This is a genomic window from Parasegetibacter sp. NRK P23 (genome assembly GCF_023721715.1).
Classification (GTDB): Bacteria; Bacteroidota; Bacteroidia; order Chitinophagales; family Chitinophagaceae; genus Parasegetibacter.
In genome coordinates this window covers 62,256-75,862 of record NZ_JAMDLG010000007.1, presented here as the reverse complement: position 1 = coordinate 75,862, position 13,607 = coordinate 62,256, and the positions used below count along the sequence as shown (strand labels likewise).

Annotated in this window: 10 protein-coding genes; 2 read left to right on the top strand and 8 right to left on the bottom strand. The window is 48.8% G+C overall.

What is annotated here, in order from left to right; translation table 11 throughout:
- The first annotated feature begins 33 nt into the window (after window positions 1-33).
- Window positions 34-3,612: a DUF4450 domain-containing protein gene (locus M4J38_RS17015; RefSeq protein WP_251761004.1), complete on the top strand. Its 3,579-nt coding sequence runs from the start codon at window positions 34-36 to the stop codon at window positions 3,610-3,612.
- A 57-nt stretch (window positions 3,613-3,669) separates the two neighbouring features.
- Here the strand turns inward: M4J38_RS17015 and M4J38_RS17010 are convergent, their stop codons facing one another.
- The 7 genes from M4J38_RS17010 to M4J38_RS16980 all read right to left on the bottom strand — a co-directional run bounded on the left by M4J38_RS17010 (window position 3,670) and on the right by M4J38_RS16980 (window position 9,293).
- Window positions 3,670-4,524 (bottom strand): ferritin-like domain-containing protein, encoded by an 855-nt coding sequence (locus M4J38_RS17010; protein WP_251761003.1) that lies wholly within the window; start codon window positions 4,522-4,524, stop codon window positions 3,670-3,672.
- Between the two features lie 29 nt (window positions 4,525-4,553).
- Window positions 4,554-5,252, bottom strand: a complete 699-nt coding sequence (locus tag M4J38_RS17005; RefSeq protein ID WP_251761002.1) for a ferritin-like domain-containing protein — start codon at window positions 5,250-5,252, stop codon at window positions 4,554-4,556.
- A gap of 641 nt (window positions 5,253-5,893) precedes the next feature.
- Complete coding sequence (locus tag M4J38_RS17000; RefSeq protein ID WP_251761001.1) at window positions 5,894-6,568, bottom strand: DUF1361 domain-containing protein; 675 nt, start codon at window positions 6,566-6,568, stop codon at window positions 5,894-5,896.
- Window positions 6,565-6,942, bottom strand: coding sequence for a diacylglycerol kinase family protein (locus M4J38_RS16995; RefSeq protein ID WP_251761000.1), 378 nt, complete (start codon window positions 6,940-6,942; stop codon window positions 6,565-6,567). Before M4J38_RS16995 ends, M4J38_RS17000 begins: the two co-directional genes overlap by 4 nt.
- Before the next feature lie 3 nt (window positions 6,943-6,945).
- Window positions 6,946-8,280, bottom strand: a complete 1,335-nt coding sequence (gene creD / locus M4J38_RS16990) for a cell envelope integrity protein CreD (protein ID WP_251760999.1) — start codon at window positions 8,278-8,280, stop codon at window positions 6,946-6,948.
- A gap of 60 nt (window positions 8,281-8,340) precedes the next feature.
- Window positions 8,341-8,640 (bottom strand): transcriptional regulator, encoded by a 300-nt coding sequence (locus M4J38_RS16985; protein ID WP_251760998.1) that lies wholly within the window; start codon window positions 8,638-8,640, stop codon window positions 8,341-8,343.
- Window positions 8,641-8,654: 14 nt separating this feature from the next.
- Window positions 8,655-9,293: a hypothetical protein gene (locus tag M4J38_RS16980; protein WP_251760997.1), complete on the bottom strand. Its 639-nt coding sequence runs from the start codon at window positions 9,291-9,293 to the stop codon at window positions 8,655-8,657.
- 66 nt (window positions 9,294-9,359) lie between these two features.
- On the opposite strand from M4J38_RS16980, the gene M4J38_RS16975 reads away from it, so the two are divergent.
- A complete protein-coding gene (locus M4J38_RS16975) occupies window positions 9,360-11,900 on the top strand; it encodes a DUF5686 family protein (RefSeq protein WP_251760996.1) in 2,541 nt (846 codons plus the stop codon).
- Between the two features lie 448 nt (window positions 11,901-12,348).
- Here M4J38_RS16975 and M4J38_RS16970 read toward each other — a convergent pair whose 3' ends face one another.
- Window positions 12,349-13,557, bottom strand: a complete 1,209-nt coding sequence (locus M4J38_RS16970) for an aspartate aminotransferase family protein (RefSeq protein ID WP_251760995.1) — start codon at window positions 13,555-13,557, stop codon at window positions 12,349-12,351.
- Between the last annotated feature and the right edge of the window lie 50 nt (window positions 13,558-13,607).

Below are 13,607 nucleotides of genomic sequence, written 5' to 3'. Positions count from 1 at the left end.
CGTTTTTATTGCATTGCGTTGTACCTTCCCCTTATGAAACGATTGCTTTTAACCTGCAGCAAACCTTTACTGCTCCTTTGCACATGTTGCATCTTACTGGCGGAACTCTACGGTCAGCGCAAACTTCATTACAGGCCCGAAGGAAATAGCTTTGTAAAAGCTTCGGGAGAAAGAAAATTCAACCGGGCATTGTACGGCACCAATACAGGCTTCCGCGCCGAAACCGGTGATCTGCCGGAATTCGCGCTCTATATGCCGGGCATGGGGGGCAACCTTCGATTTTTCATCCGCAACGGCAACCGTTCAAAACCGCTCACAAAAGCTGATGAGATCCAAACTGTTTACAGGCCCGGCACCATGGAATATATTGTAAAAGATGAACTGTTCGGGACCGGGCAACTGAACATAAAAGCCGCCGCGCTTGCGGACCAGGAAGGCCTGGTGCTTGAAATGAGTGGCAGTGGTTTGCCCGCAGCGCTGGAGCTTTATTTTGTTTACGGCGGCGCTACGGGTAAAAAATTCTCCCGCGACGGTGATATCGGCGCTGACCCCGAATCATCGTTTTACCTTCAACCAGATTACTGTAAAGGCAATACTTTCATACTGCACCAACAATCATTCAGGCTACTTTACGGGGCTACGCAAAAATTAAGTGTCTCCGAATACGAATCTCTGTTCGCTGAAAAAAAAGCCAAAGCCATCCATGGTGTATTTCCGGGAGCATTGGCAATAGGTGACGCGACGGATTTCCAGGATACCCTGAAAGCCGGATCCGAAAAAAACGCGCCTGTTGTTTACGGCAAAACAACGGTAAATGAACAGCAGCAATACCTCCTTTTATACCATCCCGGAACTGAACGGAATTTTCTTACAGTCTCGCAATTGCCTTCCCTTTTCAAAGAAGCATTGCTTTCCGCCACCACACTCGCCAACCGTGTACAATTGGAAACGCCCGACCCGTATCTGAATACATTAGGTGGCGCACTCAGTATGGCGGCCGACGCCATCTGGGAAGACCCGACCTTCCTACACGGCGCCGTGGCATGGCGCATGCGGCTCAACGCCTGGCGCGGCGCTTATGCCGCTGATCCGCTGGGATGGCACGACCGGGCACAACGGCATTTCTCCAGTTATGCCCTCTCGCAGTTGACCACTCCTTTAACTGGTCCCATTGTGGCCGATACCGCACTTAACCTGGCGCGGCAACAGGAGAAAATAGGCAACAGTCTTTTCAGCAGCGGATACATCTGCAGAAATCCGAATGGAGACATACGGCCCCATCATTATGATATGAACCTTGTTTTCATCGACCAGCTGTTCACGCATTTCAACTGGACCGGCGACACGGCCTTTATGCGGAAGATGTGGCCCGTAATAGAAAGACACCTGGCCTGGGAAAAAAGAAATTTCGACGCCGATAACGATGGGTTGTACGATGCGTATTGCTGCATCTGGGCCAGTGATGCGCTCCAATACTCCGGCGGCGGCGTGGCACATTCCTCCGCCTACAATTACAGGGCCAATAAGCTCGCAGCGGTTGTTGCAAGAAAGATGGGTTTCCCTTTTAAGCAATATGAACTGGAAGCAGCACGCATAATGGAAGCCGTGAACAAACAGTTATGGCTAACCGATAAAGAATGGTTCGCGGAATACATGGATGGCAGCTGCAACAAACTCGTTCACCATGCTGCGGGGCTCTGGACCGTTTACCACCTGATGGAGTCGGGCCTGCCCGATGTAACCCAGGCCACAAAAACGCTCCGGTACGTGGATACGCATATCCCTCATTTGCCTATGGAAGTGGAAGGCTTTAAGCCAGGGGAATTGGTCCTCTTGTCTACCACCAACTGGCAGCCCTATACCTGGTCGATCAACAATGTGGCGCTTGCGGAAATACTACATACTTCGCTGGCGTACTGGCAGGGGCAACGCAAAGAAAAAGCATACCAGTTGTGGCGAAGCGCTTTGATAGAAAGTATGTATTTCGGCGCATCGCCCGGCAGCTTTCAGCAACTGTCTGATTACGATGCTTTCCGGGGAGAACTGTACCGCGATTTCGCCGATCCTGTAGGGATGGCCGCCAGGTCGTTGGTAGAGGGCTTATTTGGCATAAAACCGGAAGCGCTGAAAGATACCCTTTTTATTGAACCGGGATTTCCTGCGGCATGGGACCACGCCAAACTAAAGTTGCCGTTGATAGATATGTCGTACCGGAAAGATGGCAGGAAAGAGACCTACCATATTAACCAGCGGCTGCAACAACAACTCCACCTCGAATTGAAAGTACCCGCCCGCGGCTGGCGCATCAGTAAGTTGCTCGTAAATGGTAAAGTATACCGGAACTATTCTACAAAGTCTGGAGCAACCTATCCCCAACTATCCATCAAAGTACCGCGTGCCGCTTCGTATGCGATCGAAATATTTTGGGAGGAAACACTGGTTCCACAGGAATACCAGGCGGAGATAGAGGTCAACAATAAACAGTATACTTTAAAAAGAGCACATCTTTCCCTGGGACTGAATGCACTCCGAGAAAAAACATATTCCCTTCCCGCTATAAACACAGATAAAACTGTTTTTTACCCGGAAACTAAAGGAAATTTCCACTGGAATGAGCCGGTTTTTATCACTGTAAAACCTGGTGTTTCCATAGCGGTTACCGGTGAAGGATTCAACATCATCAACAGGAGCAATAATGGAAAAACGATTACGGTATGGGTGAACGGGAAAGAAAAAAACAGGATCGAAGTAAAAGGAAAAAGTACTTCAGAACGGATCATATTAATGGAAGATGAACTGGTGGCGGGCACGAATACCATCACCTTAAAAAACGAGGATGGAAAAGTGCTTACAGAAGAAAAATACATCAACTGGAAAGTTCCGATCCGGGAAGCGCAAAGGCATATTTCATTGGGCGCTCTTTTCAACAGCAAAGTGACGGACATCTTCTCCAACAAATACCTTTCCCCACGGCCCGCCACGCCTACGTTGCAACTGCCCACGCAAGGCATCGGGAACTGGTGCTATCCATTGGTGCAGCCAGTCATCAACGATAGTGGTATCCGTTCAAAAGCAGGTGTGAACTCAGTATTTAAACTCGCTTCCGGACTGTCATTTTCCACACCATCCGATACAGGAAAAAACATTGTGTTTACCTCCACGTGGGACAATTATCCGGACAGTATTTCTTTCCCCATTTCAGGCAGCGCCTCACATGCGTACTTCCTTATGACCGGCTCCACCAATCCCATGCAAAGCCAGCTGGTGAACGGTTATATCAGCATTCAATATACAGATGGAACTACCGCCACACTTGAACTGAAGAACCCCGAAACCTGGTGGCCCATTGAACAGGACTACCTGCACAATGGCGGCGCGTTCATCCTTTCACAACCTGCACCGCCAAGGGTCAGCCTGCAAACGGGCAGGGAAATCACGCACGATTACCTATACAGCACCATAAAAGGATTCAGCACACGCGCTATTGATGGCGGGGCGGCAACCGTACTTGACCTCCCGCTTGATCCGGGTAAAACACTGTTGAGACTTACCGTAAGAACACTGGCCAACGATGTGGTGATCGGACTGATGGGTGTAACGTTTACAAAATAAAGAAGGGGTTCCCGAATAGGTCCCCCTTCCTGCGACAAATCCAAATACAAACTTGACTTATGGTTGGATAAACAATCCTGCGATCACCAATACATCCGCTTTGGAAAGCGGTTCATCAAAAGATTCCGTAGCGGCGCTCATAGAAATGTTACCGCCCACGCCTGCTAAGGAGGTGATGTTCACGCCAGCCTGAGAAACATTGTTCTCTCCAGCGTATACAGCATCAATGGCCGGGAAACCACTATCATTAGCCCCTGTAATCCATGGTTTCTGGGCGGCTGCCGCGGGCACCACGGCTTTGCGCATCACCCTGATGTGTGCGGCGTGCCTTGCTTCCACGGAATGGATATTCAAGGCGGCGGTGAGGTAAGCGCCACCTTTGGTCAATTCTTTCGCGCGTCCTTTGTAAGCCCGTACACCAGTATCTTCAAAAGCCTGCGCCACGGTAAGGAAGGTGGCATAGTTCGCGAAAACGTTTCCAAAAGTCTGGTTATTCGTAAACGAGAAAGTTGGCTTGGCGACAACGGCCGATGCACCACCCACCGAAGTAATGACCGTTTTCAAAAAATTCACGTGCGCTACCTCATCATTCTTAATCTTGGTGATGGCCTGTGTTGGCGCACCGGCGGGGATGGAGGTACTTGAGGTGGCAAGCGCCTGTGTATAAAATTCCGCCTCGAGATACTCTAGCGTTAAAGCGTAGTTGAGAATTTCCAATACGGCGGCATTGTTGGAAGACTGTGCATAGGTTTTTTTGAAGAAAGAGCCCAGCGCGACAGGAACCGCAGCCAAAGCAACTTTACCACTGAGTCCCATGAATTCACGGAGTGCAGAACGGCGGGAAGCCATTTTATCCTGTACTTCCGGATCAACCTTTTCTTCGATTACACCGATAATATTTTGAAGGTTCATAACAATTAAGTTTAGTGTGGATGATTAAATCAGGCGAGGTTATTAGCGCTCACTTTTGTTTTCAGATAGGCGTTGGCGATGGCCACCACTTCTTTCGGCGCCATGGCCATGTCCATTCCGTTGGCATCGGTGGAATCTGCGAAAGTGCCGTTGGTAATCAGGTCGCGGATATAAGCCGCATGGCGGGCTTCCACGGAAACGATCTTTCCGGCGAGTACGAGAAAATCGCCATTGGTGAGAATATTTCCCGCGCCATTGTACGCGGAAACACCGAGGTCCTCAAATGCCTTTGCGGTAGCGAGGATGCTGGCCCTGGAACTGAAGTTCACCGCGGAGAAGTTAACTTCCAGGGAAGCAATAGCACTGGTGCTGAGCGCCGCTTTAAAGAATTCACGGTGTGCGATTTCGTGGTCGCGGATGTCTTTTAATAAAGCCTGTTCCCCTGCGTTAAAGATGGTGCCGAAACTGGCGCTGGCGGCTACTTGTGTATAGAAAGCGGCTTCCAGTTGCTCCAGCGCATAGGCATAGTTGAGCACACCCGTATCGCCACTGCCTACATCAACGGCGTCATCCATGTTGTTGTCGTCATCTTTGTCGCAGGATGAGGCAAGCACAGCAATGCCTGCGGCTGCGCCCGCATAACCAAGGAATCTTCTCCTGGAATGTTTGTTCGTTGCGTGTTGGTTCAGGGCAAAAGGATCCTGATCCAAGAATTGCGTGTTGGACATACTTATTTTTTTAGAATGATGAAATACGGGGAACCGGCTACAACACCGGAGCAGGGTTTGCTTTGGATGATATACGGGGGAAGATTTGGTTTGGATTTAACATTTAAAGTTTTTTTCGGCTTCGGCAGGAGTGGCATCACGGATACCCGCAGCGTATTTTCCTCCGACCGGTGCCACCGAGGTGGTTTCCGATTCCCTTCATCCGCTATTTTCTCCGTAACTAATAGGTATAAAAACGGATTGAAGATAATTTGCTGGAATCAGTATTTTTCGGGATTAGCCATCGTTGAAAACACGGTTTCGGCGAATGTATTTTTCTGAAGTCGTGTAAGGTATTCGTGAAATGGTTATGGATTGCTGAGGAGAATTTCCATTTCTCGCTATTGCTTCATTCCTCGCAACGCAACGGCGCAACCCTTAATTAGTGGAAATTACTTTTTACGGCGGGCAGCGATGCATCGATTAAATCAGTAAGATTGGATTTACGGCCAGCAGTAGCGTAGCCTTTGAAGGATGGCCGGTTACTTCGCGTGTACCCGGAAGCTGGTATATTACTTCTATCAGATGGTAAATGCTGAAACACGTAAGGGCGCACCTTTCGGAACACCCTTACTTTTTCATAGTATCAGAGGAAATGGTTTTTAAGCCGATGCAGGCCGGAGGAAATTGACTTTCGCAATTTTAATCATAAGATAAAAGACGGTCATAAGAAAAGAATAACTCAGCGTCATGGCCCATAGTTCAAAAGAGTTTGCGGGAAAGAACACTGCGTTGCCAATGTCTTTTATAAGTTCGAAAGGATTAGACACCACATCCCAACTGTTGTAACGCCAATATCTGCCAATGTAAACACCGAAAGCATTTACTACCATAAAGCCATAGACGAAGATGAATTCTTTGAACCGGGATTTATAGGTGATAAGTCTTTCCACCCGGCTTACCGATATAAATCCCAGCAAACAGCCGTTCCAGGCGAAGGACAATATTAGCAGCAGGTCGTACCATAAAGGGATATTGCCGCGCTGCTTCAGGTGAAAGAGATCGGTAATGATATAAAAGCTGTTCGGCAGAAAAAGCAACCATCCCGCCAGGAAAAGAACACGGATCAACCCGCTGTATTTTAACGCAAGCTGCGCGAACAGCAAAGGCAGTGCGCCTAGAAAAAGGTTCCAGATCAGGAAGTAGAACGACCAATCATGCACGACCAGCGAACGTGCCACTACCAGGGCGATGCTGAAACAAACGGAGAGTACTGTAAGCCAGTAAAAATCAGATTTCTTGAGTGTTGTATGATTATTGTTCAGCGCAATGTTCATGCTTGTAAGAATTTAGGAATGAAAATGATGAGTCCTACCACCAGCGCAATGATTGATGTTACAAGCACTGCCGCGGCGGCCATGTCTTTGATGAGCTTCACCAAACGGTGCGGACCTGGGTGCAAGAGGTCCATCGTTTTTTCGATGCACGCGTTCAGTATCTCCGCGCACCATACCATGCCGATGCACAATAACAATACGATGATTTCCCAGGTCGCCATCGGAAAGTACCAGACTCCGGTCAGCACCAATACAGTGGCGAGCAAATGAATCCAGGCATGGGGTTCCCCGCGCATGAAGGCGGAAAGTCCCTGGAACGCATAGCGGAAGCCCGCTATGCGTTGTGATGGAGAGAATAGTTTTTTGAATACCATGTTTTAGCTGTTTGAAAGTGCGGGCGTTCCGTACCAGTTTATTCTTCTGGAAAAATACATGATCAGCGCCAGGGTGAAGAACAGTCCGATGCTGCCGAACAACAGCGCGTTGTCCTGTGCCTGGAGCAGGATATAAATGAAGAAGTAGAGCAGAAGCAATACCACACCGGGCAGCAACGCGAGCTTCCATTTTCCGAACAGGCTCTTCGAATAAAGGGTAATCAGTATTACCGTTGCGAGCGTGGCGATGATATAGGCCATGTCGAAATTCAGGTACTCTGAGAAAGAAAGCAGTAAGGTATAGAATATGCTCAACGCCAGACCAATCAACACATATTGAATGGGATGGACGCTTCTTTTCTGCAGTACTTCAATGAAGAAAAACAGGGAGAACGTTAACCCGATAAATAAGATGGCGTATTTCGCGGCGCGCATGGTTTTGGCATAACCATCCGCAGGCTGGATCAGGTTCACGCCGAAACGAACGTTCCCTGGTTGATGGGCCGAACCCTTCCAGTATTGCGGTAGACCGGCATTCTGCCCCAGCAGTTTCCATTGCGCTGTGAAGCCGGAATCGGTCACCACATGTTCACCCAGAAAATCACCGTCAAAAGAAGGGTCTTTCCACGTACTCTGCAAACTGGCCTGTGTACTTTCCGCCGAAGGCGAGATGAAGAAGCTGTGGGATCCCTTTAGTTTGAGATGAATGGAAAAGTTATAACCGGAAATAGAATCCAGTGTTAAAGGCACGGTTGTTACCAGCCCCTTCCCCACCACATCATTATTCTCCGCGCCCGGTGAGAACTTATGCGCCGCGCCATTCCATTGCAACACGATGTTCTCTTCCATCCCCCGCGCATCGGTGAGCCCCATGATGATGTGCGCTTTCTGCGGCAGCATCTGCTCGGGCCGCAACTGCAATACCGTTGGATCTACGGGTTTAAAGTTCCCGCTCATCGTTACATCACTGCGGTACAATATTACCTGGTATAAACTGCGTTTTCGTACTTCCGGATCAAGTTTTCCCTTTACCAACAAGTTCTCGGGAAGAAAATACGCGTTCAGTTCCCGTGTCACGATCTTTCCATCCGCCGTCTGAACCAATTCCTGGTAAGGTACCACAAGTATGGGACCGGTCAACGTTTGCGCCGAGGCCCATTTCCCGCTGACTTCAGCCTGTACTTCGGCCTGCCGCTGCTCCCGTTCACGCACAAGGTCTATGATATAGGAAGCAGGGATCAGCAGCAGTAATATCAGGATACCGATCATGGTTCCCTTGAACAAAAGTTTGAATTGCTGCCAGAAGGGAATTGAAGGCGTAGAAGGTTCTTGTTCCATTTTATAAAGGTTAAAGTTTTAAAAAGCGCTTTGAATTACAAAGTATTTAGACAAAAAAAATTATCCAAGCAGTTTGATCATTTGCTCCAATGCTTCCAGGTGCGCCTTAAATGCTTTTTCTCCGGCTTTGGAGACCTGGTAAGTCGTGTTTGTTTTACGGCCGATGAATCCCTTCTGTACCTTCACGAATCCCTGCTCTTCCAATGTTTTCAGGTGCGAAGCGAGGTTGCCGTCGGTTACTTCGATGAGTTCCTTCAGTTCGTTGAAGCTCACTTCATTGTTCACCATCAGCGCACTCATAATGCCCAGCCTGATCCTGGAATCAAAAACCTTGTTTAAATGTTCAATGGGATTCTTCATAAATTTCCTGTTCTTCAGCTCCCGGACCGCGCATCGTATTTTCTCCACATGATGATCCCGTAAAGGATATGCAGTACGCCGAAACCAGCGGCCCAAAAGTACAATCCTTTACCGGGAATCCATACATTCACCAGTCCAAGGATCACTTCACAATACCCCAGGTACCGTATGTCATCGAAAGTATATTTACTGGCATTCACCAGGGCCAATCCGTAAAAAATAAGACATGCGGGCGCCACAAAGCGCCAGTCGCTGTGCCACAGCATCCCCAGAATAAATACAGCGCCGGCCGTAAAAGGAATCAGAAAACTGCCCGCCAGTTTACGGGAGCCCGTGTCCCAAAGTTTTTCTTTCTGTTTGCGTGTTTTCTGCCAGGTAAAATAAAAGCCGCTCAGCAACGCGAGGGCCAATACGATCATTCCCAGTTGAAAGAGTTCTGTCTTCAGGAAGGAAAAACGGTCGTTCCGGTAGCCGGTTGTTTCATATCCTTCATAATAACCGTCCAGTATAAGTTTCGCTCTCGCGGCCCCTATCAACGCGATCACACCTGCACTTACACCGCTGAGCCCGCTGAGGGAAAGGAACCGGGAGGAACGGGACATCATTTTCCGGATGTCCGACAATGTTTCTAAATGTTCTTCTTTGGATTGCATAAAAGCACTTTGCACTTCAAAGTAAAGACAAGTTTCTCAATCCCGCAACAGTTTTTACAAAAATTTATGTTCCGCCTACCCCACCGGCTGGCCGCTTCCACATTCATTCACTACATTTGTTGCATGGCACGCTCGTGTATGCTGGTGTTTCTGCTTATCTTATTTCTGGCAGGAAGCACTTACGCGCAACAAAAAGTATTGATGGGTACAGTGAAAGACGCTCACAGTGATGAGATCATTCCCTTCGCCTCCGTATCGTTTCTAAAAAATAAGGCCGGTCTGCTCACCGATTCCTCGGGGCAGTTTCTGTTCCGTTTTGAAAAATGGCCCCAGGATTCATTGGAGATTACCTATGTGGGTTACCAGGCTTACTATTATCCGCTTTCCGATACCATTTCAGAAGATACCATCCGCCTAACTTTCGCTTTGGAAAGGGCCAGCATCGGCGCCGTGGTGGTAAAGTCTAAGTTCAACCGCGGACTTTCGGTGTGGAGAAGAATCGTGAAGAACAAACCACGCAACGACCGGTACCGTTTCGCCAACTTCTCGTACGAATTGTACAACAAGTTGGAACTGGACCTGAACAACATCAATAAGGATAAACTGAAGAAAGGATTGTTCACCAAACCCGTGGGCTTTATTTTCGATAATGTGGATACCACGGAAGAAAAACCTTTTCTTCCCGTTTACCTCACGGAAAGTATCTCCGATTATTTCTACCAGAAATCACCTAAGCGTTACCGTGAAGTATTCAAAGCCAGTAAAACGATCGGGATCGAGAACCAGAGTCTGGCGGAGAAACTGGGTGGCATGGACCAGAACGTGAACGTGTACAACAACTTTATTCCTGTTTTCGACAAACAATTCGTGAGTCCCGCAAGTGATAACGGAGACGCTTACTATGAATACCGTGTTACCGACACGCAATACGTGGCCGGAAAACGGTATTACCACCTGGTGTTTTCACCGAAAAGAAAGGGAGAAAATACTTTTGAAGGAGATGCCTGGATCCATGATACTACCTTCGCTATCCAGAAGATGAACCTGCGCCTGGGCAAGGAAGCGAACATCAATTTCGTGGAGAAACTGAGTATGATCCAGGAGTATAAACTGATCAATGATTCCACCTGGTTCTTATCGAAAGACAAGTTCGTGATCAACATATACCCCGTAGGAAAGAACAGTGTGGGGTTCATCGGACGAAAAACCACCACCTATAAAGATGTGGACGTGAACAGCAATAACGTGATCGCGGAATTGCAGAAGAACAAAGTGCCGGAGGAAACCATCCTTCCCCCCGAAGCCAGGGAAAAAACAGATTCCTTCTGGACCGAAAGCCGCCACGAAATGCTTTCCAAAAACGAAGCTGCGGTTTATGCCATGATCGACACCCTGCAAAAGATGCCGCTCTTTAAACGGTACACAGACATCATCGGCTTCCTGGGAACAGGTTACCTCAATACCGGCAACTTCCAGATCGGCCCCTGGTACAACTGGATCAGCGGAAACAGTCTTGAAGGCATCCGTACCCGCTTCGACCTCGGCACCAACAAGCATTTCCACAAAGACCTCTGGCTCCACGGTTATCTCGCCTACGGCTTCACCGACCAAAAAATAAAAGGGAAAGCCGAAGCGCTGTACCTCCTGAACAGGCATCCCCGCATGTACCTCTACGGCTCCTACGCCAAAGACCTCGACAACGGACAAACCTATTACGACGAGATCAGTGCCGACAACATATTCTCACTCGCCATCCGTAAACAAGGGGTGCCCCTGAAATTCATGATGATCGAGGAACAACGTTTTGAATTCTTTAAAGAATGGAACATCGGTTTCTCTGCATTGCTCACCACCAGCAGGAAAACCTTCGATCCACTACGCAATCTTCCAGATAAATCCTATTTCAACAACGGCGCAAAAGGCATTCCGCTCACGAACTTTGAAACCTCATTGCGCCTTCGTTTCGCCTACCTAGAAAAATTTCTGGAGAACAATTTTTTCAGAACAAGTTTAGGTAGTCCGCTCCCTATCGTGGAAGTGAAATACAGTAAAGGCATATCAGATATCTTCAACAGCAGTTACGATTACCACAAAATAAGCGGCAGCATCTCCGACTACCATAAGATCCCGCCCTTCGGCAGCGTGTATTATAACCTTTTCGGCGGAAGAACAATAGGTACACTCCCCTACATGCTCCTTGATATTCATCCCGGCAACGAAATCTATTACTACAACAAATACGCCTTCAACATGATGAACCGCTTCGAGTTCATCGGCGACCGGTACACAGGGTTCAACGTGGAACATAATTTTGGAAACGGCATCTTCCGCCTTACGAACATCACCCGCAAACTCAAATTCCGCCAGTTCTGGAGCGCGAAAGGCATCTGGAGTACACTTAGTGATGCCAACAAACAACTGAACTTCGTTCCCGACGCGCCATTCCGCGCACTGGATAAGAAACTCTACCTGGAACTGGGCACGGGGGTGGATAATATTCTGCGGGTGTTCCGCGTGGATTTTGTTTGGAGAGTACTGCCCACGCCATTGCCGATACGGCAACAGCAGCGGTTCGGGGTGTTCGGGAGCTTCAGGGTGGCTTTCTGATCACGCGAAGACGCACTGCTTCGTTCCTCGCAGGAGCAGGGGGCGCAAGGAGGGGTTGAGTGTGTGGCGGGTTGAGGAATAGCGGAGAGAGATTTTCTCGCGATTGCTTGGTTTCTCGCAACGGCGCGGCGACGCAACGGGCTGTTGAATAGCTGACGAATGGTTGGTATTTATGATATTTATTTTCGGTTATCCCTTACTGTGAAATATTTTAATTTTTCCCCAGAAGAAAAAAATAAGTGCCGTTAATAATAATCTCAACAAGAAATTAAATCAACGACCAGCGTTGCGTCATTGCGTCGTTGCGAGAAATAAAACCAAAAGTACCTTTACAATTAAACAGCAACTCCCCAATAATTAAGGCCTTGCTGCCTTGCTCCTGCGAGGAACGAAGCAGTGCTTCTTTCCGTTGCATAGTGCGCAGCACAAAGCAATCGCGTGAAAAAAACTACCCCACCGCCTCCACCGCCCGCACAATCACCTCGCAAGCAGCCACAATCTCTTCTTCCGTAATACTCAGTGGCGGCCCGATTCGCAAACACTCCGGCGCGAAAAGAAACCAATCCGTTAACACCCCGTTCTCAATACAGAAATCAATTACTTTTTTATTGGTGTCGAAGGAATCGAATTCGATCGACAGCCATAGTCCTTTGCTGCGCACCGCTTTGATGCGGGGGTGCTTCAGGTTGGTAAGGAACAACGCTTCTTTCTCCGGGATATCCTGCATGTAACCCTCTTCTATCAAAGCTTTCATCCCGGCGTAGCCGGCCGCGCAACACACCGGGTGACCACCAAACGTGGTGATATGCCCGAGTACCGGATTCTCCGTTAAGGTCCACATATTTTTATGGGAAGAAACAAAGGCGCCCAGGGGCATCCCGCCGCCCAGGGCTTTACCCAGCAATAAGATATCGGGTACTATGCCGTATTGTTCAAAGGCCCATAAAGTACCTGTTCTGCCAAAGCCTGCCTGTATCTCATCCAGTACCAGTAAGGTGCCGGTGGCGGTGCATTTTTCGCGGAGCGCCTGCATCCATTCGAAGGAAGGTGCGTGTACGCCCGATTCAGCCTGGATGGTTTCCGCAAATACCGCCGCTACATCTTCGGTTATATATTCCAGTGAGGAATGCTCGTTGTAGTTCAAATGAAGAATATCGGGCAGCAAAGGACGGTAGGCGTTCCGCCAGTATTCATCACCGATCATACTCAGCGCGCCTTGTGTGCTGCCATGGTAGCTTTTGTTGAAAGCGATGATGCGGGTACGACCTGTAACACGTTTGGCCAGCTTCATCGCACCTTCCGTGGCTTCCGCTCCTGAATTGGTGAAGTAAATGGAGTCCAGCGCAGCAGGAAGATGGTTGGCCAGCAATTCGGCATAGGCCACCTGCGGGGTTTGCACCAGTTCACCATACACCAGCAGGTGCATGTAGGTTTCAGCCTGTTCTTTCACGGCCTGCACCACAGCAGGATGGCAATGACCAATATTGCATACACTGATCCCGGCGATCAGGTCGGTATAAGTCTTGCCATCGGCGTCCCATAAGGTACAGCCACTCGCTTTCACCACATCTATCGCCAGCGGCGCAGGCGAGGTTTGTGCTACGTGTTGCAGGAACAACTGTCTTTTTCCCAGGGCTTTTACTTTCAATGCGTCCATGCGGCAAAGTTGCGCTATTTATTGGTTTTCTTGCCTATTTTGCGTGTTAT

What these genes read in the sequence shown, in the direction of transcription:
- M4J38_RS16970 (WP_251760995.1), bottom strand. Translation starts at nt 13,557, where the DNA reads ATGGACGCATTGAAAGTAAAAGCCCTGGGAAAAAGACAGTTGTTCCTG.
- M4J38_RS17015 (WP_251761004.1), top strand. Translation starts at nt 34, where the DNA reads ATGAAACGATTGCTTTTAACCTGCAGCAAACCTTTACTGCTCCTTTGC.
- M4J38_RS16980 (WP_251760997.1), bottom strand. Translation starts at nt 9,293, where the DNA reads ATGCAATCCAAAGAAGAACATTTAGAAACATTGTCGGACATCCGGAAA.
- M4J38_RS17005 (WP_251761002.1), bottom strand. Translation starts at nt 5,252, where the DNA reads ATGTCCAACACGCAATTCTTGGATCAGGATCCTTTTGCCCTGAACCAA.
- M4J38_RS17010 (WP_251761003.1), bottom strand. Translation starts at nt 4,524, where the DNA reads ATGAACCTTCAAAATATTATCGGTGTAATCGAAGAAAAGGTTGATCCG.
- M4J38_RS16995 (WP_251761000.1), bottom strand. Translation starts at nt 6,942, where the DNA reads ATGGTATTCAAAAAACTATTCTCTCCATCACAACGCATAGCGGGCTTC.
- M4J38_RS17000 (WP_251761001.1), bottom strand. Translation starts at nt 6,568, where the DNA reads ATGAACATTGCGCTGAACAATAATCATACAACACTCAAGAAATCTGAT.
- creD (WP_251760999.1), bottom strand. Translation starts at nt 8,280, where the DNA reads ATGGAACAAGAACCTTCTACGCCTTCAATTCCCTTCTGGCAGCAATTC.
- M4J38_RS16975 (WP_251760996.1), top strand. Translation starts at nt 9,360, where the DNA reads ATGTTCCGCCTACCCCACCGGCTGGCCGCTTCCACATTCATTCACTAC.
- M4J38_RS16985 (WP_251760998.1), bottom strand. Translation starts at nt 8,640, where the DNA reads ATGAAGAATCCCATTGAACATTTAAACAAGGTTTTTGATTCCAGGATC.